Raw genomic sequence first — 26747 nt, 5'->3', positions numbered from 1 at the left:
GAGCTCGTCGACGGCCTTGATGATCGCGGCCGCCTGGTCGGGGAGCAGCTCTCCGGCCTTGAGGGCCTCGTGCACGGGCTGGTGGTGCACGAACGCCTGGGCGAGGTGGGTCTTGCGGTGGGACTCGCCTCGGGTCATCCGGGTGGCGTGGGCCCACCAGTTCGCCACCGAGGTCGCGCCGACGGCCTCGGCGACACCCACGCTCGTGGCGTGGCCGGCGAGTCGGGCCTCGAGCTCAGCACCCCGGGCGAGCACTCGGGTCAGCTGGACGAGCGTGGAGGCGGTCTCGCGGACGTCCATGGACCACAGCGATGCGTCGGCGACCTCGTCGAGGACTTCGGTGAGCTGGGTGATAGCGCGCGTGACCCGGTGTGATGGGTGAGCTTGTGCGGTCATCGCCACTCCCGAGATGAAGTCGTGGCGGCAGTCTATCGAACACACCTTCGGAAAGTCAACAGCGATCGCGAGACTCCGGCGCGCGCGGCGGTCCGCAGGCCGGGAAGAGGCCCGGGCAACGGCGGACCACTCCCCGCTTTGGTGCCGAAGGACCGCCACCACAGGCAGCCCGCAGCCCGACGTACCTCCACCGCCGTGCGCAGGTTGCGGGAGTCTCGACAAGCCCGACCGACGGCGACAGGTTCGGCCTGAGGCACGGACCTCAGGGGAGCAGCATCGAGTAAGCGCCGGGCTCGACGCGCCAGGTGCGGCGTCGCTCGGGGCCGTAGATCTCGCCGTCGGCGCTGCACCAGAACGGGCCGCCGGAGATCGAGACGGTGCGGCCGCGGAGGTAGAGGACGTCGTCGCGCTCGGGATGGGTGCCGAGACCGAGGCGAGCGGCGTACTGCAGGCGGGCCAGCGGCCCGACCGAGCGGGAGATCATCACGTCCACGCGGCCGTCGCGGGGGTCGGCCTCGGGGGTGAGCTCGGCCCCGCCGCCGACGGAGGAACCGTTGCCGACCGCGGCCATCAGCACCGGTTGGTCGAGGTCGTTGACGACCGTGCCGTCGACCTCGATGCGGACCCGGATGATCGGCGGCTTCCAGGCGGTGAGGGCCGCGCCGATCGGGTAGCCGAGCTTGCCGAGGTTGACCTTGCCGACGCCGACGGCGTGCAGCCGGTCCTTCCAGCGCTGCCCACGGCGGCTCGCGTTGGCGCCGGCGCCGACGTGCACGCTGTTCACGACGACCTCGCCGACCTCGTCGACGACCAGGTCCATCGGGCGCGGCCGGTCGCGCAGCACGACGCGGGCGGCCTCCTCGATGTCGAGCGGGATGCCGGTGCCCCGGGCGAAGTCGTTGCCGGTCCCGAGCGGCAGCAGCCCGAGCACGGCGGCCTCGAGCTCCTGGCGCCGGTGCAGCGCGGAGATCACCGCGTGGAGGCTCCCGTCGCCGCCGGCCACGACGATCCGCCGCGATCCCGCGCGGTGCAGGACGCCGTCCAGCTCGCCGGGGTTGGACGTGGCCGCCACCTCGACCGAGGCCTCCTCGCGCAGCACGGCGAGCGCCGCCGCGAGCGTCTCCTCGTCGGCGGTGCCGGCTCCGCTGTTGGTGATCACGAGGAGGGGGTCCACGCCGCGGACACTATCCGAGGCCTCGAAGCCGCAGGCCCCGCTTTGGTAGCGTGTGGTCGCAAGAGCTCCGGTGCCTTGTGCCGGAGCTGTTTCTTTTTGGCACGTCTCACCGACGGGCCACGGCAAGGAGCGAGATGCCCGCGATCGCCATCATCGGTGCCCAGTGGGGCGACGAGGGGAAGGGCAAGGCGACCGACCTCCTCGGCACGAGCGTCGACTACGTCGTGAAGTTCAACGGCGGCAACAACGCCGGCCACACCGTCGTCATCACCCAGCCCGACGGCAGCACGGAGAAGTACGCGCTGCACCTGCTGCCGAGCGGCATCCTCACCCCTGGCTGCACCCCGGTCATCGGCAACGGCGTCGTCGTCGACCTGGCCGTGCTCTTCGAGGAGCTCGAGGCGCTCGAGGCCCGCGGTGTCGACGTGAGCCGGCTGCAGATCAGCGCCAACGCGCACGTCATCGCCGACTACAACCGCACGCTCGACAAGGTCACCGAGCGCTTCCTCGGCTCGCGGCGCATCGGCACGACCGGGCGCGGCATCGGTCCGACGTACGCCGACAAGATGAACCGCATCGGCATCCGGGTGCAGGACCTCTTCGACGAGAAGATCCTCACCCAGAAGGTCGAGGGCGTCCTGGACCTGAAGAACCAGATCCTCACCAAGATCTACAACCGCCGCGCGGCCACGGTCGAGGCGACCGTCGAGGAGCTGCTGGCCTACGCCGACCGCCTCCGCCCGATGGTCAGCGACACCGGCCTGCTGCTCAACCAGGCCCTCGACCGCGGTGAGACCGTGCTGCTCGAGGCCGGCCAGGCGACGTTGCTCGACGTCGACCACGGCACCTACCCGTTCGTGACCTCGTCGTCGGCGACCGCCGGCGGTGCGTGCACCGGCTCGGGCATCCCGCCGCGGCGCCTGGACCGCATCATCGGCATCGTCAAGGCCTACACGACCCGGGTCGGCGAGGGCCCGTTCCCGACCGAGCTGTTCGACGACGCCGGCGCCCACCTCAGCAAGGTCGGCGCGGAGTTCGGCACCACCACCGGCCGGCCGCGGCGCTGCGGGTGGTACGACGCGGTGATCGCGCGCTACGCCGCCCGGGTCAACGGGGTCACCGACTTCGTGCTCACCAAGCTCGACGTGCTCACTGGTCTGGAGCAGGTGCCGGTCTGTGTCGCCTACGACGTCAACGGCGTCCGCCACGACGAGATGCCGGTCAACCAGAGCGACTTCCACCACGCCGTCCCGATCTACGAGTACTTCCCCGGTTGGTGGGAGGACATCTCCGGCGCGCGCACGTTCGAGGACCTGCCGGCCAACGCCCAGGCGTACGTCAAGGCGGTCGAGCAGATGTCGGGCGCCCGCATCTCCGCGATCGGTGTCGGACCGGCTCGCGACGCGACCATCGCCATCCACGACCTGATCTGAGAGGGTCCGGGTCATGACCGACCCGACTCACCTCGATCCGGTCGCAGCGATCGACCGCCTGCGGGCGGCGTTCCGGGGTCCCGCCGCGCACCGTTCCCTGCACGCGAAGGGCCGGTTCTACGCCGGCACCTTCACCCCCACCGCGGAGGCGGGTGCGCTCGGGCGCGCCCGTCACCTCCATGAGCCGACGCCGGTGCTCGTGCGCTGGTCGAACGCCGGGGGCAACGCCGCCGTGCCCGACCGGACGCCGGACATCCGGGGCATGGCGGTGAAGTTCCGTCTCGCCGACGGCACCGCGACCGACCTGCTGGGTCAGACCTCGCCACGGTTCCCGACCGACGACCCGGAGGAGTTCGTCGCGATGACCGAGGCGTCGGTCAACAAGCTGACGTTCCCGCTCTTCCTCGCGCGGCACCCGCGGATGGTGCCGGCGATCCTCGCCGGCGTGCGGGGCAAGGCGATCTCGACACCGGTGAGCTTCGCGGAGACGACGTTCTACCCGATCCACGCCTACGGCTGGCGAGACGACGAGGACCGGCGTACCTGGGTGCGCTACACGTTCGTGCCCACCGCGACCCGGGCCGACCGGCTCGACCAGCGCTTCTCGGGCGCGGATGCGCTGTTCGAGGAGATGGCCGCGCGACTGGAGCGCGGGCCGGTCGCCCACGAGGTGCGGGTGCAGGTCGCCGGGCCGGGACACGACCCGCACTCGAGCACCTCGGTGTGGAAGGGGGCGGAGGAGCTCCTCGCCGGCCGGATCGAGGTGACCGAGGCACTGCCCGACCAGGAGTCGGACCAGCCGGTGGTGTTCGACCCGACCCGCGTGGTCGACGGCATCGAGCTCTCCGAGGATCCCATCCTGCGATACCGACCGGTGGCCTACACGGAGTCGGTGTCGCGACGCCACTAGCCTTGGGGTCCGTGAAGGTACTCGTCATCGGCACCGGCGGCCGCGAGCACGCGCTGGCCCGGGCGCTCGCGCTCGACCCGGCCGTGACGGAGGTCCACGCCGCGCCCGGCAATCCCGGCATCGCCGCGGTCGCGACCCTGCACGAGGTCGACCCGATGTCGGGTACGGCGGTCGCCGCCCTGGCCGCGGAGCTCGGCGCCGACCTCGTGGTCGTCGGCCCCGAGGCGCCGCTGGTCGCCGGCGTCGCGGACGCCGTGCGGGCGAAGGGGATCGCGGTCTTCGGCCCGTCGCGCGCCGCCGCCCGGCTGGAGGGGTCGAAGGACTTCGCCAAGGGCGTGATGAACGCCGCCGGCGTTCCGACGGCGGGCTCGCGCACCTGCACCACGGCCGACGAGGTCGCCGCGGCGCTGGAGGCGTTCGGTGCGCCGTACGTCGTGAAGGACGACGCGCTGGCCGCCGGCAAGGGCGTCGTCGTCACCCGCGACCGCGACGAGGCGCTCGCCCACGCCGCGGGCTGCGATCGGGTCGTGGTCGAGGAGTTCCTCGACGGACCCGAGGTCTCGGTGTTCGCGATCTGTGACGGCACGACGGCGTACGCGCTGCAGCCGGCCCAGGACTTCAAGCGGATCTTCGACGGCGGACGCGGCCCCAACACCGGCGGCATGGGCTCCTACACCCCGCTGACCTGGGCGCAGCCCGACCTGCCCGACGTCGTGCTCGAGACGATCGTGCGACCGACGCTGGCCGAGATGGCCGGTCGGGGCACGCCGTTCGTCGGCTGCCTGTACGTCGGGCTCGCGCTGACGCACGCCGGACCGCGGGTCATCGAGTTCAACGTGCGCTTCGGCGATCCCGACATCCAGCCGGTGCTGGCCGTGCTCGACTCGCCCCTCGGCCAGCTGCTGGCCGCCGCCGCCGAGGGCCGGCTGCGCGACGTGCCCGCGCCCGTCTTCCGCGACCAGGCCGCGGTCACCGTCGTGCTCGCCTCGGCCGGCTACCCCGAGTCGTCCTCGAAGGGCGACGTGATCACCGGTGCCGACCTGGCCGAGCAGCAGCAGGACGTCGACGTCATCCACGCCGGCACCGCCCTGCAAGACGGTGACCTGGTCACCGCCGGCGGCCGGGTCCTGGCGGTCCGGGCCGTGGGGGCCGACGTCGCCGCGGCGCGCCGTACGGCGTACGCCGCCGCCGACCTGGTCTCCTTCCCCGGCATGCAGCGCCGCTCCGACATCGCCGCCGAGCCGCTCGGCGTGGTCGAGGGCGCGTCCCTGCGCTGACCCGCTCCGCCAGCTGTAACGCCGTGTTACCCACTCCTCCCACGGTGTCGGAACATGGGGGGTAGCAGGGGTAACAGGGCGTTACAAGGGGCGGGGCGCGGCCCGTGGGAGAATCACCACCCGTGACCGTCCCGAACGTCCTGGCCACCCGCTACGCCTCGGCCGAGCTGGCCCGCATCTGGTCCCCCGAGCACAAGATCGTGCTCGAGCGGCGGCTGTGGATCGCGGTGCTGGAGGCCCAGCGCGACCTGGGGATCGACGTCCCCGACGGGGTGATCGAGGCCTACCGCGGGGTCGTCGAGCAGGTCGACCTCGACTCGATCGCGGCCCGTGAGCGGGTGACCCGCCACGACGTGAAGGCGCGCATCGAGGAGTTCTCCGCGCTCGCCGGCCACGAGCACATCCACAAGGGCATGACCTCGCGCGACCTGACCGAGAACGTCGAGCAGCTGCAGGTCCGCCAGAGCCTGGCGCTGGTCCGCGACCGGGCGGTCGCGGCGCTCGCGCGGCTGGGCCGCCTGGCCGCGGAGCACGAGGCGACCGTGATGGCCGGGCGCAGCCACAACGTCGCCGCGCAGGCGACCACGCTCGGCAAGCGGTTCGCGACCGTCGCCGACGAGATGATCATCGCGCTCGAGCGGGTCGAGGAGCTGCTGGCCCGCTACCCGCTGCGCGGCATCAAGGGCCCGATGGGCACCGCCCAGGACATGCTCGACCTCCTCGACGGCGACGACGCGAAGCTCGCCGACCTCGAGGAGCGCGTGGCCCGACACCTCGGGTTCGAGCGGGTGCTGACCAGCGTCGGCCAGGTCTACCCGCGCAGCCTCGACTTCGACGTCGTCAGCGCGCTGGTGCAGCTGGTCTCCGGACCCTCCAACCTCGCGACCACCATCCGGCTGATGGCCGGCAACGAGCTGGTCACCGAGGGGTTCAAGGAGGGCCAGGTCGGCTCCTCGGCGATGCCGCACAAGATGAACAGCCGCTCCGCCGAACGGGTCAACGGCCTCTCGGTCGTGCTGCGCGGCCACCTGTCGATGGTCAGCGAGCTCGCCGGCGACCAGTGGAACGAGGGCGACGTCTCCGACTCCGTCGTCCGCCGGGTCGCGCTGCCGGACGCGTTCTTCGCCGCCGACGGCCTGTTCGAGACGTTCCTGACGGTCCTCGACGAGTTCGGCGCGTTCCCCGCGGTCATCCAGCGCGAGCTCGACCGCTACCTGCCGTTCCTGGCCACCACCAAGGTCCTGATGGCCGCGGTCCGCAACGGCGTGGGCCGCGAGGCCGCCCACGAGGCGATCAAGGAGGCCGCGGTCGGCACCGCCCTCGACATGCGGCGCGGCCAGGCCGAGAACGACGTCTTCGCCCGGCTCGCCGCCGACGCGCGGCTCGGGCTCACCGCCGATCAGCTGGCCTCGCTGGTCGCCGAGCCGATCACGTTCACCGGGGCCGCGGTCGCGCAGGTGCAGGAGGTCGTGCGCCGGGTCGCCGAGGTGACGACCCGACACCCCGCGGCCGCGGCGTACTCGCCCGGCGACATCTTGTAGAAGAGGCCTGCAACGCTCGGGCCGGTGCCGGACATGACCCAGACATGACCGACGGCCGCGAGGAGACCTTCCGGCGGCTCTACGCCGCCCACTTCGACGCGGTCCTCGGCTTCGCGCTGCGGCGCACCGACCGCCCGGAGGACGCCGCGGACGTCACCGGCGACACGTTCCTCGTGGCGTGGCGCCGGCTCGCGCACGTGCCGGCCGGCCAGGAGCAGCGGCCCTGGCTGTACGGCGTGGCCCGCCGCGTGCTGGCCAACCACCGGCGCGGTGACCGGCGGCGCACCCACCTCGGCGAGCGGCTGCGCCGCGAGCTGGCCGCCGCGGTGCCGGACGTCAGCGACGGCGTCGTCCAGCGCGCCGACGTCACCGCCGCGATGCGCCGGCTCAGCGCCCGCGACCAGGAGGTCCTCGAGCTGCACCTGTGGGAGGGACTCGAGCCACGCGAGATCGCCGAGGTGCTCGGCCTGACCACCGTCGTCGTACGGCCGCGGCTCTCGCGGGCCCGGGCGCGACTGCGAGAGCTCCTCGGCAACGATCCCGAGCCGCCCGGACATGACATCTCCAGACACCCGCAGCTCACCCGGAAGGAGCGGCCATGAACCCCAAGCTCAGCGACGACACCGTCGCCGGTCTGCCGCTCTCCCTCGGGCGGGCCGAGCTCCTGGAGGAGATCATGAGCACTCCCGTCCTCGACGACCGACCGGCACCCACGGTCCGCGACGAACGACGCCCGCGCGGCTGGCTCGTCCCCGCGGCCGCGGCGGCAGTCGTGGCGGTCCTCGCTGCCGGCACCGCGTGGTGGGCCGGCAGCACGGGCCGGGCGCCGGAGTCGACGCCGCCGGTGGCGGCCGTGCCAGAGCCGGGGAGCTTCCGGGTCGTCCTCGACGCCCCGGGCTGGACGATCGAGAGCGCCTACGAGGACAGCAAGAACCACTCGGGCGAGGTCGGCTACGTCCGCGGTGACGCCTCGCTGCAGGTCAACTGGTACCCCGCCTCGAACTACGAGGACCGCTTCGAGGACCGACGCCACATCACCGACCCGCCTTCGGACGGGACGCCGGTCGAGGTCCTCGGGCTGACGGGCAGCATGTGGGCCTACTCCGCCGACGACCACACCACGATCCTCCCGGTCGAGGAGCGCCACTTCCTCGAGGTCCGGGGGAGCGGGATGGACCAGGAGGAGTACCTCGCGCTGCTCGGCCAGCTGCGCCCCGTCGACGTCGCCGGCTTCGACGCCGCGCTGCCCGAGGAGTTCGTTGCGCAGTCCGAGCGGGGCGACGCCATCGGCGCGATCCTCGACGAGATCGCTGCGACAGCCGGACGCGCGCTGCCCGCGGGAGTGAGCCGCTCCTCGGTCTCCTCCGACCAGTCCGACCCCTACCAGCTCGGCGCCGAGGTGACCGGGCAGGTCGCGTGCGCGTGGGTCCGGCAGTACGCCGAGGCCCGCGATGCCGGCGACCAGGACCTCGCGCAGCAGGCCGTCGACGTGATGGCGACCTCGCGCGACTGGCCGGTGCTGGACCGGATGGACCGCACCGGTGACTGGCCCGAGTCGATCTGGGAGATCAGCGACCGGATCGCCGCGGGCGACGTGCCCGAGGACTACACCCAGTGGCTGGGCTGCGAGCGCTGAGACCGCTCGTCGCGCAGGGCTCGGATCGCCATCAGCAGGGCCAGGGACAGGAGCACGACCGCGGTGAGGAGGGCCGCGCGCAGCGCGGTGCCGTCCGATCCGGCGCCGGCGCTGACCTGGTAGACGGTGACGAGCACGGCGGCTCCGATCGAGGCGCCGATCCGCTGACCGGTCTGCAGCGCGCCGCCCGCCGCACCGCCCATCCGCAGCGGCACCTCGGCCAGGGTGAGCGTGATGTTCGGTGACACGACGGCGCCACCACCGAGACCGGTGAGGAACAGGGTCGGGACCAGCCACGGCCACAGCGGGTCCCGACCCGGAACCAGCACCGCGACCAGCAGGACGCCGGTGATCGTCGCGACCAGCGCTCCCACGGTCAGGCGCCGGCCGGCGTCGGAGACCACCCGGCCGGCGAGCGGCGCGCTGATCGCCGACCCGAGCGCGAAGGGGATGATGAGCAGGCCGGCCTCGAGCGGGGTGTGGCCCAGCCCGTCCTGCAGGTAGATCGAGCACACGAGCAGCAGGCCCGTGAACCCGGTGAAGTACAGCCCCCCGACCAGCAGCCCGTTGAGGTAGCCCGGCAGTCGACGCAGCAACGCGATGTCGAGCAGGGGCGCGTGGCCGCGCCGCGCCGTACGCCGCTCCCAGCGCACGAAGCCCCACGTGAACAGCGGGACGCCGGCGAGCAGCACCAGGGGGAGCCGGGCCCCGCCCTCGACGCTGACCACGGGGTAGAGCAGGCACAGCACCGCCGCGCCCAGCAGCAGCGCGCCGGGCACGTCGATGCGGGTGCCGGCGGCGATCGTCTCCGGTGGGCGGCGCGGCACCAGCCGGGCGACGGCGACGAGGGCGATCAGCCCGATCGGGGCGTTGACCCAGAACAGCCAGCGCCAGCCGTCCTGGTCACCGGCCAGCGCGATGATCAGGCCACCGAGCACCGGCCCGGTCGCCGAGGACACCGACACCGTGAACCCGAAGACGCCGAACGCGCGCGCCCGCTCGCGGCCACGGAACAGCTGCTGGATGAGCCCGGAGTTCTGCGGGGTCAGCACACCGGCCGACGCGCCCTGCAGCAGGCGGGCGGCGATCACGCTCTCGACGTTCGGTGCGAACCCGACCGCGACGCTCGACACCACGAAGCACACCAGGCCGATGAGCATCATCCGGCGCCGGCCGTAGGCGTCGCCGAGCCGGCCGCCGGCCACGAGCGTCAGCCCGAACGCCAGGGCGTAGCCGGACACCACCCACTGCACGGTCGCTGAGGAGGTGTGCAGCCCGGTGCGCATCGAGGGGATCGCGACGTTGACGATCGAGACGTCGAGCAGCGCCATGAAGCCGACGACCAGCGAGACGCCCAGGATCCGCCAGCGGTGGGGGTGCGGCTCGTACGCCGGCTCCTCGTCCCCATGCTCCTGCGGCCCTCGGGATGTCATACGGAGCGTGCGTTCTCTGAGCGTGGCGGTGTATGACGTCCCGGGGGTGGCCAGCGGGTCGGCGTCAGACGCGGGCGTGCCCGCCCCAGTTGGCCAGCTTGGTGGCGATGGTGTGGAGGTCGGCGCGGCGGGTCTCCTCGGGCACCGGCGGGAGGATGTCGTCCCACTCCACGGCGTAGGAGCCCTTGATCTGGGCGAACCCCTCGGGGCGGGCGAAGAACCACACGTGGGAGTGCGCGGAGCCGTCGCCCCAGCGGTTGACGTGCGCCCGGCCGATGCCCGGCATCGCCTCGATGATCCGCACGAGACGGTTGGCGATGCGTCCGAGCTCGGCGGCGTGCTCGTCGTCGAAGTCGCCGACGTCGAGGTGCTCGCGGGTCCACAGGGTCAGCACGACCGGGAGGCCGGTGGGCTCGGGGGAGGTGGTGAGGACCCAGTGCTCGTCCTCCCAGACGATCCGGCCCGGCTCGAAGCCGGTGCAGGCGAGGCAGTCGCTCCCGCCGGGCTCGCCCTGCCGTGGCTTCTCCGCGCCGGGGGAGGCCAGGACCTTGGGCACGACGGCGCCGTCGGCGACCTCCCACGGGAAGACGTCCCAGTCGGCCATCGCGGGAGCGGGCAGGCGGCCCTCCTCGGCGGCGGCGGTGATCCGTGCGTACATCTCGGCTGCAGACTCCGGCATGACGACACTGTGCCAAACCGGATTTGCGCGCGCGCCCGCGGCCCCCGGACGATCACCCGCATGAGCGCACCCGTCACCGTGTCGATCACCCGCACCGTCGCGCCGGGCCACCGCGACGAGATGCAGGCCTGGATCCGTGCGGGCTCCGCCCTGGCCAGCCGGTTCGACGGGTTCCTCGGGCACGGCTGGGTGCGGCCGGCGTCCGAGGCCGAGGAGTGGCACATGCTCTACCGCTTCGCCGACGAGGCCTCGCTGGCGGCGTGGGAGGCCTCCCCGCAGCGCGCGTGGTGGCTGGGCGCCGCGCAGGGGCTGGTGGGCGAGTCGCGCGTGGAGCGGCGTACCGGCATCGAGGGCTGGTTCGACCCGCCCGTCACCCACGACGCGCAGGACCTGCGCCCCGCGCCGCCCGCCCCGCCGCGGTGGAAGCAGATGGGCGTGATCTTCCTGGTGTTCTTCCCGCTCAGCCTGGTGGTCAACTGGCTGGGCAAGGAGTACCTCGCCGACTGGCTGCTGCCGCTGCGGGTGCTCGTCTCGGTGCTCGTGATGACGCCCGTGATGACCTACCTCGCGCTGCCCTGGATGACCCGACGGCTGGAGTGGTGGTTGCAGGGCGACCCGCCGCCGTGGCGGCGGGTCTCGGGCTGACAGGTCGGCCATCAGAGGGTTTTCCCTCTTGCCAGGCCCGGCCGCGCCGTGGGCAGGGTGGAGCACATGAAGCGAATCTCGGGAACGATCCTCCTCACTGTCCTGCTCACCCTCCTCTCGGCCCTCGGCCTGACCGTCGGCGCCACCGCGCCCGCCTCGGCGGTCACCCAGTCCAGCGCCGCGTCGCAGCTCTCCGCGGCCGGCATCGGCTGGACCTCCTCGGGCGGCTGCACCGACCGCTACACCCCGACGTGCACCTCGTTCGAGGGCATCCGCCAGGCCACGATCGACGGTGCGATCACGCTCGAGCGGGCCAGCGGCTGCGGCCTGACCATCACCGGCGGCACCGAGACCGGCCACGCGTCGGGCACCTACAGCCACTGGAACGGCTACAAGCTCGACTTCTCACGGACCACGTGCCTGACGTCGTGGATCCACTCCACCTACACCTACATCGGTCAGCGCAGCGACGGCGCCGCGCAGTACCGGGCCGCGTCGGGCAACGTGTACGCCGACGAGGGCAACCACTGGGACGTCACGTACTACAGCTGCGGGTGCTGAGCGCTCGGGCCCCTAGGCTGCGGGTGTGCCCGAGCTGAACATCCCCACCGCCCCGGCGATCCCCGGCGCCACCCACCTGCACTCCGGCAAGGTGCGCGACCTCTACGAGCTGCCGAGCGGCGACCTGCTGATGGTCGCCAGCGACCGGATCTCGATCTTCGACTTCGTGCTCGACACGACGATCCCCGACAAGGGCGAGATCCTCACCCGGATGTCGCTGTGGTGGTTCGACCAGCTCGCCGACCTGGTGCCCAACCACGTGATCTCCACCGACGTCCCCGACGTCGTGAGGGGCCGCGCCGTCGTGTGCCAGCGGCTCGACATGTATCCCGTCGAGTGCGTCGCCCGCGGCTACCTCACCGGCTCGGGCCTGCTCGACTACCAGGCCTCGGGCGCGGTCTGCGGCATCGCGCTGCCCGACGGGCTGGTCGACGGCAGCCGCCTGCCCGAGCCGATCTTCACCCCTGCCACCAAGGCTGAGCTCGGCGAGCACGACGAGAACGTCTCGTACGACGCGGTCGCGGCGACGGTCGGCGAAGAGCGTGCGGCCGAGCTGCGCGACCTGACGCTGCGGGTCTACGCCCGCGCCGAGGGCATCGCCCGCGAGCGCGGCATCATCCTGGCCGACACCAAGCTCGAGTTCGGGGCCCGCCCCGACGGCACCACCGTCCTCGCCGATGAGGTGCTCACGCCGGACTCGTCGCGGTTCTGGCCGGCGGCGGAGTGGGAGCCGGGCCGTGCGCAGCCGTCGTACGACAAGCAGATCGTGCGCAACTGGGCGCTCTCCCCGGAGTCCGGCTGGGACCGCAGCTCCGGCGAGGCGCCGCCGCCGCTGCCGCCCGAGGTCGTCGAACGCACCCGCAGCCGGTACGTCGAGGCGTACGAGCTCTTGACGGGCGAGACGTGGTAGCGGTCGCGTTCCCGGTGTCGCGGGAGGTGGCGTTCGACTACCTCGCCGACCCGCACAACCGCCCGGCCTGGCAGTCCAGCCTGGCGCGGGTCGAGGACGTCGACGGCGAGGTCCGGGTCGGCCAGACCTGGGTCGACGTCACCAGCCCGGGGCTGCGTCCGCTGATGGAGACCACCGAGCTCGACCGGCCGCGGCGCTGGTCCGAGCGCGGCACCTGGCGCGGCTTCGACGCCGTGCTCACCCTCGACTTCGCCGAGACGGCCACCGGCTGTGACGTCGCCGCGACGATGCGGGTCACCGGTCGCGGGATCGCGGCGCTGCCGGCCCGGGTGCTCTCGCTGGTCGCACCCCGCGCCGTCCGCTCCGACCTGCGCCGGGCGGCGCGGGTCCTCGGCGCCTGAGTCGCCCGGGCCGTCGCGACGCCCGTCGGGATTCGGACCCGGTGTGGTCGCCCTCACGTGACCGGTGAGTAGGTTGGGTCCACACCCGCAGTGATGGAGGCCACGCCCATGACGACGTACAACCTGGCGACCCTGCTCGAGGACGGCGCCGCGTCCTACCCCGACCGCACCGCGATCGTGCTCGGGGACACCCGGCTCAGCTACGGCGAGGTCGACACGTTCTCCAACATGGTGGCCAACCTGCTGGTCTCGCGCGGCATCCGGCCGGGCGACAAGGTCGCGCTGACGTGCCCCAACCTGCCGTACTTCACCGTCGTCTACTTCGGCATCCTCAAGGCCGGTGCGACCGTCGTGCCGCTCAACGTGCTGCTCAAGGGCCGCGAGGTCGCCTACCACCTCGCCGACTCCGACGCGAAGGCGTACTTCTGCTTCCAGGGCACCCCCGAGCTCCCGATGGGCGAGGCCGGGCACGCCGGCTTCTCCCAGACCGAGGGCTGCGAGCACTTCTTCGTGATCACCGCCGGGCTGGGCGACCCCTCGCCGATCGAGGGCACCGAGACGATGGCCCAGGCGATGGGCGGCCAGTCGGCCGAGTTCGAGACGGTCGCGACCGACGAGGACGACACGGCGGTCATCCTCTACACCTCTGGCACCACCGGGCAGCCCAAGGGCGCCGAGCTGCGGCACCGCAACATGCGTGACAACGCGCTGCTCGGCGAGCCGCTGTTCGGTGCCGACCCGGCCACGCCCGACACCTACCTGTGCGTGCTGCCGCTGTTCCACTCCTTCGGCCAGACCGTGAGCCAGAACGGCGCGTTCGCGTACGGCGGCACCGTGGTGATGCTGCCGCGCTTCGAGTCGCACGCGGCCCTCGAGCTCATGCTCAAGGAGAAGATCACGTTCTTCGCCGGCGTCCCCACGATGTACTGGGGCCTGCTCGGCGCGCTCGAGGACGGCATCGACGTCTCGGCGCTGCGCGACAACCTCCGCGTGGCGGTCGCCGGCGGCTCGGCGCTGCCGGTCGAGGTGCACAAGGAGTTCGAGAAGCGCTTCGGCATCACGATCCTCGAGGGCTACGGGCTCTCGGAGACCTCGCCGGTCGCGAGCTTCTCGCGGTACGGCGAGCCCGCGCGTCCCGGCTCGATCGGCACGCCCGTGCCCGGCGTCGAGATGCGGCTCATCGACCCGCAGTGGCAGACGGTCGAGGGCGCCGACGAGATCGGCGAGATCGCGATCAAGGGCCACAACGTGATGAAGGGCTACTACAACCGCCCCGAGGCGACCGCCGAGGTGATCCAGGACGGCTGGTTCCGCTCCGGTGACCTGGCCCGTCGCGACGAGGACGGCTGGTACTACATCGTCGACCGCTCCAAGGACATGATCATCCGCGGCGGCTACAACGTGTACCCGCGCGAGATCGAGGAGGTCCTGCTCACCCACCCGGCCGTCTCGCTGGCCGCGGTCATCGGGGTGCCGGACGAGAGCCACGGCGAGGAGATCAAGGCCGTGGTCATCCGCAAGGAGGGCGCCGACCTCATCGAGGCCGAGCTGGTCGCGTGGTGCAAGGAGCAGATGGCGGCCTACAAGTACCCCCGCAAGGTCGAGTTCGTCACCTCGCTGCCGATGACGTCGACCGGCAAGATCCTCAAGCGCGAGCTGCACTGACACCGGGTGGTCTCGAGGCTCGGGCCTGGCGGCCCTCGCACCTCGAAACCACCGCAGCGTGCCTACGCGAACGGGTTGGGCAGCGCGCCGGGCAGGCCGGCGAGCAGCTCGCGGGCCCGGGCGGCCACCTTGTGCTCGACCAGCACCTCGTACTTGGTGGCCACGACCTGGGTGACCGAGGAGAAGTCGCGCTGGCCGCGGGTGAGGGCGTAGCCGAGCAGGGCCCAGATCAGGCCGAAGACCGCGCCGAAGAGCACGGTGGAGACGATCATCGCGAACGCGTTCTCGTCGACGAACATCGCGAAGATCAGCCCCACGAACAGGCCGAGCCACAGGCCCGAGAGCACCCCGCCGAGGGCGACCCGTCCGGTCGTCAGGCGGCCCGTGATGCGCTCGACGCGCTTGAGGTCGGTGCCGACGATCATCAGGTGCTGCACCGGGAAGTGGTTGTCGGAGAGGTAGTCGACGGTCTTCTGGGCCGCGGCGTAGTCGTCGTAGACCGCCAGGGACTGGGGGAACTCCAGCTTCAGCGGGGAGGCGCCCGGCATCGGGGTGCGCATGCTCATGCCTCCAGTGTGCCCTCCCGAGGCGCAGCCCTCCGGGCCCAGCCCTTCGTCCATGGCGCGGCGGCGCGGGGAGGGCCCCGCGGGCGGCCCCCTAGACTGTGCCCCGTGCCGCGCGTAGTCGTCGATGTCATGCCCAAGCCCGAGATCCTCGACCCCCAGGGCAAGGCCGTCCTCGGCGCCCTGCCCCGCCTGGGGTTCAGCGGCGTCACGGACGTCCGCCAGGGCAAGCGCTTCGAGCTGGAGATCGACGGTGACCTCACCGACGAGGTGCTCGAGCAGGTCCGGCAGATGGCCGAGACCCTGTTGTCCAACCCGGTGATCGAGGACTTCACGGTCTCCGTCGAGACCACCCCGGCCGCCGTGGAGACGGTGCAGTCGTGAAGATCGGGGTCGTCACCTTCCCCGGCTCGCTCGACGACGTCGACGCGCAGCGCGCCGTCCGCGTCGGCGGGCACGAGGCCGTCGCGCTCTGGCACGGCGACCACGACCTGCGCGGTGTCGACGCCGTGATCCTTCCGGGTGGCTTCTCGTACGGCGACTACCTGCGCTGCGGCGCGATCTCGCGCTTCTCGCCGGTGATGAGCGAGGTCGTCGAGGCCGCCCACCGCGGGATGCCCGTGCTCGGCATCTGCAACGGCTTCCAGATCCTGTGCGAGTCCCACCTCCTGCCCGGCGCCCTGATCCGCAACGACCACCGCAAGTTCGTCTGCCGTGACCAGCGGCTGCGCATCGAGAACGCCAGCACCCCGTGGACCTCGGCCTACGAGACCGGCGCCGAGATCACCGTCCCGCTCAAGAACGGCGAGGGCGGCTACGTCGCCGACGCGGCGACCCTGGACCGGCTCGAGGGCGAGGGCCAGGTCGTGGCGCGCTACCTCGACGGCAACCCCAACGGCTCGCTGCGCGACATCGCCGGCGTCACCAACGAGCGCGGCAACGTCGTCGGGCTGATGCCCCACCCCGAGCACGCGGTCGAGACGCTGACCGGCCCTGGCACCGACGGTCTCGGGTTCTTCACCAGCCTCGTGGAGCGTGTGCTCGCGTGACCCCGCTGCGCCTGTTCCGCCGGTTGGCCCTCGCCGAGGCGGTGACCTGGGCCCTGCTGCTGAGCGGGATGTTCCTCAAGTACGTCACCGACACCACCGAGCTCGGGGTCCGGGTCTTCGGCATGGCCCACGGCGTCGTCTTCATCGGCTACTGCCTGACGACCGTGCTCGTCGCCGTCGACCAGCGCTGGACCGTACGCCGGCTGGCGCTCGGCCTGGTCGCCGCGGTGCCGCCGTTCGCGACCGTGCTCTTCGAGCGCCACGCCGAGCGCCGCTCGGCCCTCGGCGAGACCTGGCGGCTGCGCGGCTCGATCGGCTCCGGCCCCGCCGACCGGGTCGCCGGCTGGCTGCTGCGCAACCCGCTGCACGGCACCGTCGCCGGCGTGGTCGCGGTCGGCGCCCTCACGGGTGTCGCGCTGGTGGTCGGTCCGCCCGCGGGCTGAGCCCGTCCGCAACGGCTGGGGTCAGCGGCGCACTCGCGCGGAGTTGAGCGCCCGCCACGTCTGGTTGCCGGCCACGCCGGTGACGTCGAGGCCGACGAACTTCTGCCAGGCCTTCAGCGCGCTGGTGGTCCGCGCGTCGAAGACGCCGGTGGCCTTCACCGGGACGTCGCGGTCGGTGACGGCGTTGAGCGCGCGCTGGACGCGACGCACGGCCGGACCGACCGACCCGAACTTGACCAGGGTGGGCTCGCCTGCGCTCAGCAGCGACACCCAGTTGCGCCGCGACCAGGTCGTCGACACGGTCAGCCCGACCTGGGCCTGCCAGGCGTTGGCCGCCTTCTGGGTGCGCGTGGTGTAGAGGCCGTTGACCTTGCCGGCGTACAGGCCCTGCTCCTGCAGGAGGCACTGCAGCGCCTTCACCTTCGCGGGCGGCGGGGTCGCGCCGGTGGTGGGCGGCTGCAGCGTGGGGTAGACCCCGTAGCCGATCTTCACGCCGCCGCAGTGGGTCTCGGGCACCGCCACCGACCCGCGGCCGACGTCGAGGAAGTTGCTGTCGATGTTGATCGTGACGCCGCCCCACCGCTCGTCGTGGCCGCCCTGGTACTGCTTGATCCGGGCGTGCGGGCGCCAGCCGTCCTCGCGGAGGTACGACGTGGAGGTGTTCGCCACGCCGTCCCAGCGCGCCACCCAGATCTGGTCGGGGAGCACGACCTCGTCGGGCCGGTTGACCCGGGCGTCGTCGAGCATCTTGATGCCCGAGCCGGCGCTGGAGTAGACGCCGGAGACGTAGCCGAGCTGACGGATCTGCCAGGTCCAGCCACTGAGGAACGCCAGCGCGGACTCGCGACAGTTGGTGTTGCGCAGGTCGAAGCCCTCGAGGTCGTACCAGAGCGTGCTGCCCGGGGCGATGCCGAGGTCGGTCGCGGCCTGGACGGCCGTGATCGCCTCGGCGTTGCCCTGCTTCTTGGCAGCGCTGTAGCCGCCGTTGGCGCCCGGTCGCGGGATGATCGTCTCGTCGTCGCCGTACCGCGGGAAGCGGGGCTGGCAGGAGGCCTGCGGTCCGAGCGTGATCGGCAGCAACCGCCAGCCGTTGGCCAGCTGGGTGCTCACCCAGGTCGGGGTGAGGTTGGGCTGCTCGCGGCAGGCCCGGGAGTCGCCGGAGATGTAGATGCCGACCGCGAGGAACGGCGAGCTCTGCAGCCAGCGGTTCATCTTCCACTGCTCGGGGGTGCGGCACTGGTCGAAGCCGTAGCCGGTGAAGTCGCCGGGGGTGACGACGTTCGTGGCCCGCTTCGCCGCCGCGGAGGTGCTCGCCGCGGCACGCGTCGTGCCGGCGTCGGCGGAGCTGCCGGCGCCGACGATCGCCACCGTCGTGACGGCGAGCGCACCCCCGGTCGCGGCGACGAGCAGACGGCGTAACAGGGCGCGCGGGGTCCGGGCGGACGGGCGGAACATGGTGGTCTCCAGGGGTTGGGAAGCTGGGGGAAGCAGCGGCGCATCCCATCGAGGCCACGCCACCATAACCTCAGTTTTCACACCCGTCACAGGCTTCGTCGGAACTACAGATCTGTAATTCAGCGGCGCCGGCGCAAGGTTCCCGCAAGCCACAGCGGGCGTCCGGTCGATCGGCTCAGGCTGGGGTGGAGAGTGCCGATCGAGCGTCCGAGGGGGAACGACATGGACGACACCTGGACGAGCCCGCCCTGCCTGGGGCCGGTGCCGCACTTCCACGCCGACCCGGCCGAGGGCGGCGTGCCGCTCGCGAGCGCCGACGGCCACTGGTGGTGGGACGGCACGCGCTGGACGCCCGTGCACGCACCCACCCTCGAGGAGGCCGCGGCCCACGACGAGACGGGCCAGCCGACCTCCGCCTGGGCGGAGGCCAGCTGACCCGTCGGGTTCCCTGTGCGTAGGTGCTGCGTGAGAGCGCTGCGTCAGGCGGCCTCGACCGCCACCCCCTCGGCGGCCACCCCCTCGACGGCCACCGCCTCGAGCTCCTCCTCGGCGATCTGCACCGGGCGCGGGGAGCGGGCGGGCAGGGCGAGGGCGGCCACCACGACCGCGGCCGCGGCGAACGCCGCCGAGGTCAGGAACGCGGCCTGCAGGCCGGGCACGAACTCGCCCGGTACGGCGCCCGCGGCGTAGACCGACACGATCGCGGCCACGCCCACGGCGCTGCCGAGCTGCTGCGTGGTCTGCAGCAGGCCGGAGGCCGATCCGGCGTGCTCGGGCTCGACGCCGCCGAGCACCGTCGCGGTGATCGGCATGAACACGACGCCCGTGGCGAGGCCGGCGATGAGCATCGGACCGAACACCGCCGCGAGGTAGGTGTCGTCGGTGCCGATCGTGCTGAGCCAGGCGTAGGCGACCGCCAGCGCCGCGCTGCCGGCGAGGATCATCATGCGAGCCCCGAGGCGGGGGAGCAGCTGGGGGGTCACCCGCGAGATCGCGAAGATGCCGAGGCTGAACGGCAGGAACGCCGCGCCGGCCGTCATCGGGCCGAAGCCGAGCACACCCTGGACGTACTGCACGACCAGGAAGAACATCGACAGGTTCGCGCCGATCACCAGGGCCATCACCGCGAGGGCGGCGACGCGGGCCCGGTTGCGCACCAGGTGGGGCTGGACCATGGGGTGCGGGTGGCGCACCTCGGTGCGCGCCAGGAGCGCCAGCAGTGCGAGGCCGACGGCGAACCCGCCGATCGTGCGCGCGGAGGTCCAGCCGTGCTCCGGCGTGCCGATCAGTGCCCAGACGAGCGAGACGGCGCCGAACGTCGCGGTGAAGGCGCCGACCACGTCGAAGCGGCCGGGGCGGCGAGCGGTCTCGTCGACGTACCGCGGCGCGAGGAGCAGCACGGCGATGCCGATCGGGACGTTGATGAACAGCGTCCAGCGCCACGAGCCGACGTCGGTGAGGAGCCCGCCGAGCAGCAGGCCGATGGAGGCGCCGCCGGAGGAGACCGCCCCGAACAGGGCGAAGGCCCGGTTGCGAGCCGCCTCGTCGGGTGCGCTGGTGGTGAGCAGGGCCAGCACGCCGGGGGCGGCGAGCGCTGCGCCGACGCCCTGGAGCGTGCGGGCGGCGATCAGCTGGCCCGGGGACTGGGCGAGGCCGCCGAGGGCCGAGCCGAGGGTGAACACGGCCAGGCCGGCCTCGAAGACCTTGAGCCGGCCGAAGACGTCGCCGAGCCGGCCGCCGAGGAGCAGCAGGCCGCCGAAGGCGAGCGTGTAGGCGTTGAGGATCCACGACAGCGACGCGGGGCCGAAGCCCAGGTCGGCGTCGATGCGGGGGAGTGCGACGTTCACGACGGTCGCGTCGAGGACGAGCATGAGCTGGGCGACCAGCACGATCGCGATGCCGGTGGCCGCCCGTCCCGCGTTCGGCGGGAGGTCGGTGGGGAGCTGCGGGGAGCGAGTGGTGGGGCGAGTGTCACGCGAGGACATGTGATGAGTCCTGTTCTGGCCCGGCGGGCCGAGGTACAGTAGATCCGGAGGATGGCTCCGCTTCCTCCACCACGATACGGAGACGGTCTCCGGTTAGCAAGACTTTTTTCGAAGAGGTGAGATCTCCGTGCGTGCCGATGCCAGGCGCAATTACGACCGGATCGTCGAGGTCGCACGGGAGGTCTTCCGTGAGCAGGGCTATGACGCCTCGCTCGACGAGGTCGCCAAGCGGGCCGGCGTCGGCCCGGGCACGCTCTACCGCCACTTCCCCAAGCGCGAGAACCTGCTCGACGCGATCATGCAGTCCTGGGTCGCCAAGGTCTCCGAGACCGCCGACAAGGCGCTCGCCCACGAGGGCTCGGATCGCGAGCTGCTCCTCAACTGGTTCCAGGAGTACGTCGGGCTGATCAGCCAGCACCGCGGCGGCCCCGCCAAGATCACCTCGGCGATGGGCGACCCGGCGTCCCCGATCATGACCAAGTGCCAGGTCCTGGCGCAGGCCAACGAGCGGGTGATCGACCGGCTGCGCGAGGACGGGTGCCTGCGCGCCGACGTCGACACCCTGCAGGTCTGCCGACTCGTCGGTGGCGTCGCGACCGTCGCCGACCAGGGCGAGCTCGACCCCGAGGCCGTCCGGCCCATGCTCGAGGTCGTCGCCGACGGGTTGCTGAAGTAGGGCTGGATCCAGGCTCAGCGCTGGGCCAGCACCACCGGCGGAGGCTCGTAGTACAGCGACGGCTCCGAGGGCAGCGGCACGTCCCACACCCGGCTCGCCCGCTCGCACGCACCGGTGAGGTCGCAGCGGACGATCGCCGCACCCCCGGCGTCACCCTGGGCCAGCGCGAGGACGTGGCCGTCGTCCTCCCAGACGGCGGTCCAGTCGAGCCGGCCGGTCACCTGCGCCTGCCGGGTCGCGGTGCGCCCGTCGACGACCCACCAGCGGTCGGTCCCCGCCGCGTCGAAGTAGGCCCAGGTCGCGAGCGCCCGGGTCCCGTCGGGTGACCACGCGTGCACCGCGGTGTCACAGCTGCGCCACAGGGTCCGGGCCGGGTGGGACAGCGGCGCCACCCGGGTGCAGAACTCGCCGGCGCCGGGGGTGCCGAAGACGATGCGGTCGTGGGCGACGTCCGCGCGGACGGCGGCCTGGTCGTGGATCGTGCGCATCCGGTCGCGCGCGAGGCTCCACCACTGGGTGACCGGGTGGTGCCAGTGGGAGCGTCGGGCGAGCAGGACGCGGCCGTCGGTGACGGCCACCAGCGTGGCCAGCCGGAGCGTCTTCGTGGCGACCACCTCGCCGGTCGCCGGGGCGATGACGGTGATCTCCGAGCGCAGGCCGGTGGGGCCGAGCGGCCTCCGGACCGCCAGCACCGTCCCGGTGTCGGAGACCGCGACGTCGATCCAGTCGTGGGACGACGCGAGCGTGCGGCGCTCGCCGGCCGGGTCGATGAACGTGAGGCGGACCAGGCGGCGCGGGCCCACGTTGTAGTCGCGCACCACGTAGCCCCCCGCGACCGCCCACAGCGCCTCGTGGCGTCCGCGGACGGTGGCCGGGACGCGGAGGTCGCCGTCGCGGATCGTGTCGCGGACCAGGTGCGCGATCGCGGGGTCCGCCCCGCGGTCGAGCGCTGCCGGATCCAGGCGGACCGGGCTGCTGGTCTGCGCCGCGGGCGCAGCCAGCATCGAGGCGATCGTCACGAGCGCGGCCGCGAGGGCGAGCCGCCGGAGCCTGCGCAGGCCCCCTGGTGTGAAGGCCATGACCACTCCTCGGTCATTCGGATCCACTAATCCTCGGTCGAGGCGGGGAACGGCACCAGAGGCGATCGTCCCGGGTGCCCCGGGATCCGCCGCGGACGCCGGGCGTGCCGACGTACGGCCCACGCGCGCCCGGGTGGGGGCGGCTCGGTAGATTGACGCCGTGCTGGACACCGTCGCCGTCGCCGCCGAGGACCCTCACCACGACCAGCCGTGGGCCGATCTCGGCCTCAAGGCCGACGAGTACGCGCGGATCCGCGAGATCCTCGGGCGCCGGCCCACCAGCTCGGAGCTGGCGATGTACTCGGTGATGTGGAGCGAGCACTGCTCCTACAAGAGCTCCAAGGTCCACCTCAAGCAGTTCTCCGAGCTCGCGGACATGCTCGCCGAGCGCGAGTCCGACTCGGAGTCGGGGGGCCGCCTGCTGGCCGGTATCGGCGAGAACGCCGGCGTCGTGGACATCGGGCACGGCTACGCGGTCACGTTCAAGATCGAGTCGCACAACCACCCGTCGTACGTCGAGCCCTACCAGGGTGCCGCGACCGGCGTCGGCGGCATCGTCCGCGACATCCTCGCGATGGGTGCCCGCCCGGTCGCGGTGATGGACCCGCTGCGCTTCGGCCCGCTCGACGCCGAGGACACCCACCGGGTCCTGCCCGGGATCGTGGCCGGTGTGGGCGGCTACGGCAACTGCCTGGGCCTGCCGAACATCGGCGGCGAGGCGGTGTTCGACGAGACCTACCTCGGCAACCCGCTCGTCAACGCGCTCTGCGTCGGCGTGCTGCGCCACGAGGACCTCCACCTCGCCAAGGCCTCCGGAGTCGGCAACCAGGTGATCCTGTACGGCGCCCGCACCGGCGGCGACGGCATCGGTGGCGTGTCCGTGCTGGCCTCGGAGACCTTCGACGCCGACGGTCCGGCCAAGCGGCCCAGCGTGCAGGTCGGCGACCCCTTCATGGAGAAGCTCCTCATCGAGTGCACGCTCGAGATCTTCGCCGCGGGCCTGGTGGCCGGCATCCAGGACCTCGGCGGCGCCGGCCTGTCCTGCGCCACCTCCGAGCTGGCCAGTGCCGGTGACGGCGGCATGCACGTCGAGCTCGACCGGGTGCCGCTGCGCGACTCCACGCTCGCTCCCGAGGAGATCCTCATGAGCGAGTCGCAGGAGCGGATGATGGCGGTCGTCGAGCCCGACGACGTCGCGGCGTTCCTCGCGATCTGCGCCAAGTGGGACGTCGAGGCCGTGGTCGTCGGCGAGGTCACCGACACCGGTCGCCTGCAGATCGACTGGCACGGCGAGCGGGTGGTCGACGTTCCGCCGCGCTCGGTCGCGCACGACGGTCCGACGTACCACCGCCCCTTCGAGCGCCCCTCCTGGCAGGACGAGCTCCAGGCCGACGCCGCCGAGTCGCTGCCGCGCCCGGCCTCCGGCGACGAGCTGCGCTCGACGCTGCTCACGCTGGTCGCGAGCCCCAACCTCTGCGACAAGTCGTGGATCACCGACCAGTACGACCGCTACGTGCGCGGCAACACCGTGCTCGCGCAGCCGAGCGACAGCGGCATGGTCCGGGTCGACGAGGAGACCAACCTCGGCGTGTCGATCGCGACCGACTGCAACGGTCGCTTCGCCAAGCTGGACCCGTACGCCGGCGCGCAGCTCGCCCTGGCCGAGTCCTACCGCAACGTGGCGACCGGTGGCGCGGTGCCGCTGGCGATCTCGGACTGCCTCAACTTCGGCTCGCCCGAGGACCCGGCGGTGATGTGGCAGTTCGCCGAGGCCTGCCGCGGCCTCAAGGACGGCTGCCTCGAGCTCGGTGTGCCCGTGACCGGCGGCAACGTCAGCCTCTACAACCAGACCGGCGAGACCGCGATCCTGCCGACCCCGGTGGTCGCGGTCCTCGGCGTGATCGAGGACGTCACCCGTCGTACGCCGTCGGCCTGGGCGGCCGGCGGGGAGCGGGTGTTCCTGCTCGGCGAGACCCGCGAGGAGCTGTCCGGCTCCGAGTGGGCCCACGTCGTGCACGGGCACCTCGGCGGCCAGCCGCCGCGCGTCGACCTCGCGGCCGAGCGCGACCTCGCGGCCCTGCTGCACGACGCCGTCGGGCTGGTCTCCTCGGCGCACGACCTCTCCGACGGCGGGCTCGCGCAGGCGCTGGCCGAGTCGGCGCTGCGCCACGGCATCGGGGTGTCGGTCGAGGTGGCGGGCGACCCGTTCGTCGCGCTGTTCAGCGAGTCCACGGCCCGGGTGGTCGTCACCGTCCCCGACGGCGAGGCGGGCCGCCTGGTCGAGCTGGCGGAGCGGCACGGCGTCCCGATCGCCCCGCTCGGCGTCACCGGCGGCGACGCGCTCGTGGTCGAGGGGCAGTTCGAGGTGCCGCTCGAGGAGCTGCGTGCCGCCTGGACCGCCACGATGCCGGCGGCGCTGTCCTGATCGTGCGCGCGGGAGCAGTCCACCGGGGCTCGCACTCCGAATGCCCGGCATGCGCCGACGTTCCTTCCTCGCGCTGTCCGGGCTCGCGGCCGCCGCGGCCTGCGGCTCGGCCGGATCGGACGGCGAGCGCCCGATGAGCACCGAGGCCCGGCGGGTCGCCTACGGCGACGACCCCGCGCAGTACGGCGAGCGCACCGACCCGGACGGCACCTCCCGCGGCGTCGCGGTCGTCGTGCACGGCGGCTTCTGGAAGCCGGAGTACGGCATCGAGTACGCGCGACCGCTCGTGCCGAGCCTGGTTGCCGCCGGCTGGACGGTGTGGGCGATCGAGTACCGGCGCGGCACCGGCGAGGCCGACACGCTCGGCGACGTCCGCGCCGCGATCGACGCCCGCCCGGACACCGGTGGCCCCGTCGTCGCGATCGGCCACTCGGCCGGCGGGCACCTCGCGACCTGGGCCGCCGCCGGCGGCGGGCTGACCCACGTCGTCTCGCAGGCCGGGGTGCTCGACCTCCGCGCCGCCCACGAGCTGGGCCTGGGCGGTGGTGCGGTCGAGCGGTTCCTCGGTCACCCGCCCGGCCCTGCGGACGACGGCGTCGACCCCATCCGCCAGGTCCCGCTCGCCGTACCGGTCTGGTGCGTGCACGGTCGCGACGACGAGATCGTCCCGATCAGCCAGTCGCGCGCGTACGTCGGGGCAGCCCGGGCGGCCGGCGCGACCGCCGAGCTGGTCGAGGTCGACGGTGACCACTTCGCGGTCGTCGACCCGGGCGCGACGGCGTGGGCGCGGACGCTGGAGATCGTCGACGCGATCGGTTAGCTCAGCGCACGTGCATGCGCTCGCCCTGGGGGCCGAACAACGCCAGCGCCTCGGTCGGGTGCGGGCCGGGGTTGCCGAGCCAGTGCGGCGTGCGGGTGTCGAACTCGACGACCTCGCCCGGGCCGAGGGTGAGGTCGCGGTCACCGAGCAGCAGCCGCAGCTGCCCGGACAGCACGTAGATCCACTCGTAGCCCTCGTGCGTGCGCAGGTCGGTGACGGCGTCCGGCTCGGGCAGCATCACCATCTTGTAGGCCTGCAGGCCGCCCGGGCGCCGGGTGAGCGGCAGGAACGTCCGCCCGTGCCGGCGCACGGGCCGCAGCTGCACCCGGGGATCGCCGGTCGCGGGTGCGTCCACCAGCTCGTCGAGCGAGACCCGGTGGGCGCGGGCCAGAGGCAGCAGCTGCTCGAGCGTGGGGCGGCGCTGCCCGGACTCGAGCCGGGAGAGGGTGCTGACCGAGATGCCGGTCTCCTCCGCGAGGTCGCGCAGCGTGGCGCCGCGCTGCTGACGCAGCGCCCGGAGCCGCGGACCCACCTGGACGATCTCGTCGCTCATGGCACCAGTTTGCCGGAACGGCAACGAACGTTGTCGATCCGACGTAGCACCGTCGACACTCGACGCATGACTCACGAGATCACGCCGGAGATGTTCGAGCAGCCCTCCTGGGACGAGCGGTACGGCGGTCCCGGGCGCGTGTGGAGTGGTCGCCCGAACGCGGTGCTCGCCGCCGAGGCGGCGGGGCTGACGCCCGGACGCGCCGTCGACCTGGGCTGCGGTGAGGGCGGCGACGCGATCTGGCTGGCCGAGCAGGGCTGGCAGGTCACCGGCATCGACTTCTCCGAGGCCGGGCTGGCGCGGGCGGCCGCACACGCGACCGAACGTGGCGTGGCGGACCGGATCGAGTGGCGCCAGGCCGACCTGCGCGGCTGGGCGCCCGACGGCGAGCAGTGGGACCTGGTCACCTCGCACTTCCTGCACCTGCTCGACGACGGCATGCTCGCGGCCACCCGGCAGATGGCGAGGGCAGTGGCGCCCGGCGGGACACTGCTGGTCGTCGGCCACCACCCGGACGACGCGCACACAGGACTGCGGTGGTCGATGCCGGGCGTGCTGTTCACCGCCGAGGAGCTGCGACCCGCACTCGATCCGGAGCTCTTCGACGTGCAGGTCGAGGCGCGGCCGCGTCAGGAGACGCGGGACGGCGTCGCCCACGACGTACAGGACGCGGTGCTCCGCGCCCGACGGCGTGCCTGATCCGGTGCGCGCCGCCGGCCGCGGTCAGGATGCCGACGACGCCAGCTGAGCCACTTCGTCGGTCACCTGCTGGGTGGTGGTCGCGACCGCCTGGATGGTGGCGCGCGCCGAGTCGGCTGCGCCCCGCTGGGCGGCCGCGGCGCCGGAGATCGTCGCCTGGGCCGAGCTGACCTCCGCGACGACCGCGGCGATCTGCTCGGAGTGGGCGAGCACGTCGTGGGTCCCGCTGCGCACCTCGGCCACCACGCGCTCGATCAGCTCGGTCGCGCGGGCGGTCTCGGTCGCGAGCTCCTTGACCTCGGCCGCGACGACCGCGAACCCGCGGCCGGACTCGCCGGC

At 72.8% G+C, this 26747-nt stretch carries 28 protein-coding genes and 1 pseudogene; 19 read left to right on the top strand and 10 right to left on the bottom strand.

Features of this window, described 5'->3' with window-relative positions:
• Positions 1 to 396 (bottom strand): annotated as a pseudogene (locus tag Q0L15_RS15285) (HNH endonuclease); the annotation flags it as partial.
• Between the two features lie 262 nt (positions 397 to 658).
• A complete protein-coding gene (locus Q0L15_RS15280; RefSeq protein ID WP_296605313.1) occupies positions 659 to 1570 on the bottom strand; it encodes a diacylglycerol kinase family protein in 912 nt (303 codons plus the stop codon).
• Between the two features lie 134 nt (positions 1571 to 1704).
• Here Q0L15_RS15280 and Q0L15_RS15275 point away from each other — a divergent pair, with 134 nt between their 5' ends.
• The 6 genes from Q0L15_RS15275 to Q0L15_RS15250 all read left to right on the top strand — a co-directional run bounded on the left by Q0L15_RS15275 (position 1705) and on the right by Q0L15_RS15250 (position 8367).
• Entirely contained in the window at positions 1705 to 3003 is a 1299-nt protein-coding gene (locus tag Q0L15_RS15275) for an adenylosuccinate synthase (RefSeq protein ID WP_296605312.1), read from the top strand.
• A 13-nt stretch (positions 3004 to 3016) separates the two neighbouring features.
• Positions 3017 to 3913, top strand: a complete 897-nt coding sequence (locus tag Q0L15_RS15270) for a catalase (RefSeq protein WP_296605311.1) — start codon at positions 3017 to 3019, stop codon at positions 3911 to 3913.
• A 2-nt stretch (positions 3914 to 3915) separates the two neighbouring features.
• The gene (purD, locus tag Q0L15_RS15265; RefSeq protein ID WP_296605310.1) at positions 3916 to 5190 is read left to right on the top strand and encodes a phosphoribosylamine--glycine ligase; all 1275 of its coding nucleotides are present in this window, start codon (positions 3916 to 3918) and stop codon (positions 5188 to 5190) included.
• Positions 5191 to 5312: 122 nt separating this feature from the next.
• Positions 5313 to 6731, top strand: a complete 1419-nt coding sequence (gene purB / locus Q0L15_RS15260; RefSeq protein WP_296605309.1) for an adenylosuccinate lyase — start codon at positions 5313 to 5315, stop codon at positions 6729 to 6731.
• Between the two features lie 44 nt (positions 6732 to 6775).
• Positions 6776 to 7333 carry an RNA polymerase sigma factor gene (locus Q0L15_RS15255; RefSeq protein ID WP_296605308.1) on the top strand — a complete coding sequence of 186 codons (558 nt, stop codon included), beginning with the start codon at positions 6776 to 6778 and terminating at the stop codon, positions 7331 to 7333.
• Positions 7330 to 8367, top strand: coding sequence for a hypothetical protein (locus Q0L15_RS15250; RefSeq protein WP_296605307.1), 1038 nt, complete (start codon positions 7330 to 7332; stop codon positions 8365 to 8367). Before Q0L15_RS15255 ends, Q0L15_RS15250 begins: the two co-directional genes overlap by 4 nt.
• Here Q0L15_RS15250 and Q0L15_RS15245 read toward each other — a convergent pair.
• Positions 8337 to 9800: an MFS transporter gene (locus Q0L15_RS15245; RefSeq protein WP_296605306.1), complete on the bottom strand. Its 1464-nt coding sequence runs from the start codon at positions 9798 to 9800 to the stop codon at positions 8337 to 8339. The genes Q0L15_RS15250 and Q0L15_RS15245 overlap by 31 nt on opposite strands.
• 64 nt (positions 9801 to 9864) lie before the next feature.
• Positions 9865 to 10479, bottom strand: a complete 615-nt coding sequence (locus Q0L15_RS15240) for a hypothetical protein (RefSeq protein WP_296605305.1) — start codon at positions 10477 to 10479, stop codon at positions 9865 to 9867.
• A gap of 60 nt (positions 10480 to 10539) precedes the next feature.
• Here Q0L15_RS15240 and Q0L15_RS15235 point away from each other — a divergent pair, with 60 nt between their 5' ends.
• The 5 genes from Q0L15_RS15235 (at position 10540) to Q0L15_RS15215 (ending at position 14661) form a co-directional block, all read left to right on the top strand.
• Positions 10540 to 11124 carry an antibiotic biosynthesis monooxygenase gene (locus tag Q0L15_RS15235; RefSeq protein WP_296605304.1) on the top strand — a complete coding sequence of 195 codons (585 nt, stop codon included), beginning with the start codon at positions 10540 to 10542 and terminating at the stop codon, positions 11122 to 11124.
• Positions 11125 to 11190: 66 nt separating this feature from the next.
• On the top strand, positions 11191 to 11685 hold the full coding sequence (locus tag Q0L15_RS15230; RefSeq protein WP_296605303.1) for a hypothetical protein: 495 nt from the start codon (positions 11191 to 11193) through the stop codon (positions 11683 to 11685).
• A 25-nt stretch (positions 11686 to 11710) separates the two neighbouring features.
• Positions 11711 to 12595 carry a phosphoribosylaminoimidazolesuccinocarboxamide synthase gene (locus Q0L15_RS15225; RefSeq protein ID WP_296605302.1) on the top strand — a complete coding sequence of 295 codons (885 nt, stop codon included), beginning with the start codon at positions 11711 to 11713 and terminating at the stop codon, positions 12593 to 12595.
• A complete protein-coding gene (locus tag Q0L15_RS15220; RefSeq protein WP_296605301.1) occupies positions 12589 to 12996 on the top strand; it encodes an SRPBCC family protein in 408 nt (135 codons plus the stop codon). The genes Q0L15_RS15225 and Q0L15_RS15220 overlap by 7 nt, the downstream gene beginning before the upstream one ends.
• 108 nt (positions 12997 to 13104) lie before the next feature.
• Complete coding sequence (locus Q0L15_RS15215) at positions 13105 to 14661, top strand: long-chain fatty acid--CoA ligase (protein WP_296605300.1); 1557 nt, start codon at positions 13105 to 13107, stop codon at positions 14659 to 14661.
• A 62-nt stretch (positions 14662 to 14723) separates the two neighbouring features.
• Here Q0L15_RS15215 and Q0L15_RS15210 read toward each other — a convergent pair whose 3' ends face one another.
• Positions 14724 to 15221 carry a general stress protein gene (locus Q0L15_RS15210; RefSeq protein WP_296605314.1) on the bottom strand — a complete coding sequence of 166 codons (498 nt, stop codon included), beginning with the start codon at positions 15219 to 15221 and terminating at the stop codon, positions 14724 to 14726.
• Between the two features lie 111 nt (positions 15222 to 15332).
• Here Q0L15_RS15210 and purS point away from each other — a divergent pair, with 111 nt between their 5' ends.
• From purS to Q0L15_RS15195, 3 genes are read left to right on the top strand one after another with little or no spacing between them, the layout of a single operon-like run.
• A complete protein-coding gene (gene purS / locus Q0L15_RS15205; protein ID WP_296605299.1) occupies positions 15333 to 15608 on the top strand; it encodes a phosphoribosylformylglycinamidine synthase subunit PurS in 276 nt (91 codons plus the stop codon).
• Complete coding sequence (purQ, locus tag Q0L15_RS15200) at positions 15605 to 16273, top strand: phosphoribosylformylglycinamidine synthase subunit PurQ (RefSeq protein WP_296605298.1); 669 nt, start codon at positions 15605 to 15607, stop codon at positions 16271 to 16273. Before purS ends, purQ begins: the two co-directional genes overlap by 4 nt.
• A complete protein-coding gene (locus Q0L15_RS15195; RefSeq protein WP_296605297.1) occupies positions 16270 to 16716 on the top strand; it encodes a DUF3817 domain-containing protein in 447 nt (148 codons plus the stop codon). The genes purQ and Q0L15_RS15195 overlap by 4 nt, the downstream gene beginning before the upstream one ends.
• 21 nt (positions 16717 to 16737) lie before the next feature.
• Here the strand turns inward: Q0L15_RS15195 and Q0L15_RS15190 are convergent, their stop codons facing one another.
• Positions 16738 to 18171: a glycoside hydrolase domain-containing protein gene (locus Q0L15_RS15190; RefSeq protein ID WP_296605296.1), complete on the bottom strand. Its 1434-nt coding sequence runs from the start codon at positions 18169 to 18171 to the stop codon at positions 16738 to 16740.
• Positions 18172 to 18393: 222 nt separating this feature from the next.
• Between Q0L15_RS15190 and Q0L15_RS15185 the strand changes: the two genes are divergently transcribed.
• Positions 18394 to 18606: a hypothetical protein gene (locus tag Q0L15_RS15185; RefSeq protein WP_296605295.1), complete on the top strand. Its 213-nt coding sequence runs from the start codon at positions 18394 to 18396 to the stop codon at positions 18604 to 18606.
• Between the two features lie 44 nt (positions 18607 to 18650).
• On the opposite strand, the gene Q0L15_RS15180 is transcribed toward Q0L15_RS15185, so the two are convergent.
• The gene (locus tag Q0L15_RS15180) at positions 18651 to 20156 is read right to left on the bottom strand and encodes an MFS transporter (RefSeq protein WP_296605294.1); all 1506 of its coding nucleotides are present in this window, start codon (positions 20154 to 20156) and stop codon (positions 18651 to 18653) included.
• Positions 20157 to 20283: 127 nt separating this feature from the next.
• Here Q0L15_RS15180 and Q0L15_RS15175 point away from each other — a divergent pair, with 127 nt between their 5' ends.
• Positions 20284 to 20832, top strand: a complete 549-nt coding sequence (locus tag Q0L15_RS15175) for a TetR/AcrR family transcriptional regulator (protein WP_296605293.1) — start codon at positions 20284 to 20286, stop codon at positions 20830 to 20832.
• Positions 20833 to 20846: 14 nt separating this feature from the next.
• On the opposite strand, the gene Q0L15_RS15170 is transcribed toward Q0L15_RS15175, so the two are convergent.
• Positions 20847 to 21911: a hypothetical protein gene (locus Q0L15_RS15170; RefSeq protein ID WP_296605292.1), complete on the bottom strand. Its 1065-nt coding sequence runs from the start codon at positions 21909 to 21911 to the stop codon at positions 20847 to 20849.
• A 160-nt stretch (positions 21912 to 22071) separates the two neighbouring features.
• Here Q0L15_RS15170 and purL point away from each other — a divergent pair, with 160 nt between their 5' ends.
• Together purL and Q0L15_RS15160 are read left to right on the top strand one after the other, a co-directional pair.
• Positions 22072 to 24336 carry a phosphoribosylformylglycinamidine synthase subunit PurL gene (purL, locus tag Q0L15_RS15165; protein WP_296605291.1) on the top strand — a complete coding sequence of 755 codons (2265 nt, stop codon included), beginning with the start codon at positions 22072 to 22074 and terminating at the stop codon, positions 24334 to 24336.
• Between the two features lie 49 nt (positions 24337 to 24385).
• Entirely contained in the window at positions 24386 to 25156 is a 771-nt protein-coding gene (locus tag Q0L15_RS15160; RefSeq protein WP_296605290.1) for an alpha/beta fold hydrolase, read from the top strand.
• Position 25157: 1 nt separating this feature from the next.
• Here Q0L15_RS15160 and Q0L15_RS15155 read toward each other — a convergent pair whose 3' ends face one another.
• Positions 25158 to 25709 carry a helix-turn-helix domain-containing protein gene (locus Q0L15_RS15155; RefSeq protein ID WP_296605289.1) on the bottom strand — a complete coding sequence of 184 codons (552 nt, stop codon included), beginning with the start codon at positions 25707 to 25709 and terminating at the stop codon, positions 25158 to 25160.
• A gap of 66 nt (positions 25710 to 25775) precedes the next feature.
• Between Q0L15_RS15155 and Q0L15_RS15150 the strand changes: the two genes are divergently transcribed.
• The gene (locus tag Q0L15_RS15150) at positions 25776 to 26408 is read left to right on the top strand and encodes a cyclopropane-fatty-acyl-phospholipid synthase family protein (RefSeq protein WP_296605288.1); all 633 of its coding nucleotides are present in this window, start codon (positions 25776 to 25778) and stop codon (positions 26406 to 26408) included.
• Between the two features lie 24 nt (positions 26409 to 26432).
• On the opposite strand, the gene Q0L15_RS15145 is transcribed toward Q0L15_RS15150, so the two are convergent.
• The coding region (locus Q0L15_RS15145) for a methyl-accepting chemotaxis protein (protein ID WP_296605287.1) at positions 26433 to 26747 on the bottom strand (315 nt) is incomplete at its 5' end.

It is taken from the genome of Nocardioides sp., assembly GCF_024509035.1.
Lineage (GTDB): Bacteria > Actinomycetota > Actinomycetes > Propionibacteriales > Nocardioidaceae > Nocardioides.
The sequence above is the reverse complement of the archived record's forward strand: the minus strand, read 5'-3'. Positions and strand labels throughout refer to the sequence as shown.

Coding starts and splice junctions, on each gene's coding strand:
- Q0L15_RS15275 (WP_296605312.1), top strand. CDS start 1,705: ATGCCCGCGATCGCCATCATCGGTGCCCAGTGGGGCGACGAGGGGAAG.
- Q0L15_RS15270 (WP_296605311.1), top strand. CDS start 3,017: ATGACCGACCCGACTCACCTCGATCCGGTCGCAGCGATCGACCGCCTG.
- Q0L15_RS15255 (WP_296605308.1), top strand. CDS start 6,776: ATGACCGACGGCCGCGAGGAGACCTTCCGGCGGCTCTACGCCGCCCAC.
- Q0L15_RS15250 (WP_296605307.1), top strand. CDS start 7,330: ATGAACCCCAAGCTCAGCGACGACACCGTCGCCGGTCTGCCGCTCTCC.
- Q0L15_RS15245 (WP_296605306.1), bottom strand. CDS start 9,800: ATGACATCCCGAGGGCCGCAGGAGCATGGGGACGAGGAGCCGGCGTAC.
- Q0L15_RS15240 (WP_296605305.1), bottom strand. CDS start 10,479: ATGCCGGAGTCTGCAGCCGAGATGTACGCACGGATCACCGCCGCCGCC.
- Q0L15_RS15235 (WP_296605304.1), top strand. CDS start 10,540: ATGAGCGCACCCGTCACCGTGTCGATCACCCGCACCGTCGCGCCGGGC.
- Q0L15_RS15230 (WP_296605303.1), top strand. CDS start 11,191: ATGAAGCGAATCTCGGGAACGATCCTCCTCACTGTCCTGCTCACCCTC.
- Q0L15_RS15215 (WP_296605300.1), top strand. CDS start 13,105: ATGACGACGTACAACCTGGCGACCCTGCTCGAGGACGGCGCCGCGTCC.
- Q0L15_RS15210 (WP_296605314.1), bottom strand. CDS start 15,221: ATGCGCACCCCGATGCCGGGCGCCTCCCCGCTGAAGCTGGAGTTCCCC.
- Q0L15_RS15190 (WP_296605296.1), bottom strand. CDS start 18,171: ATGTTCCGCCCGTCCGCCCGGACCCCGCGCGCCCTGTTACGCCGTCTG.
- Q0L15_RS15185 (WP_296605295.1), top strand. CDS start 18,394: ATGGACGACACCTGGACGAGCCCGCCCTGCCTGGGGCCGGTGCCGCAC.
- Q0L15_RS15180 (WP_296605294.1), bottom strand. CDS start 20,156: ATGTCCTCGCGTGACACTCGCCCCACCACTCGCTCCCCGCAGCTCCCC.
- Q0L15_RS15170 (WP_296605292.1), bottom strand. CDS start 21,911: ATGGCCTTCACACCAGGGGGCCTGCGCAGGCTCCGGCGGCTCGCCCTC.
- Q0L15_RS15160 (WP_296605290.1), top strand. CDS start 24,386: ATGCGCCGACGTTCCTTCCTCGCGCTGTCCGGGCTCGCGGCCGCCGCG.
- Q0L15_RS15155 (WP_296605289.1), bottom strand. CDS start 25,709: ATGAGCGACGAGATCGTCCAGGTGGGTCCGCGGCTCCGGGCGCTGCGT.
- Q0L15_RS15150 (WP_296605288.1), top strand. CDS start 25,776: ATGACTCACGAGATCACGCCGGAGATGTTCGAGCAGCCCTCCTGGGAC.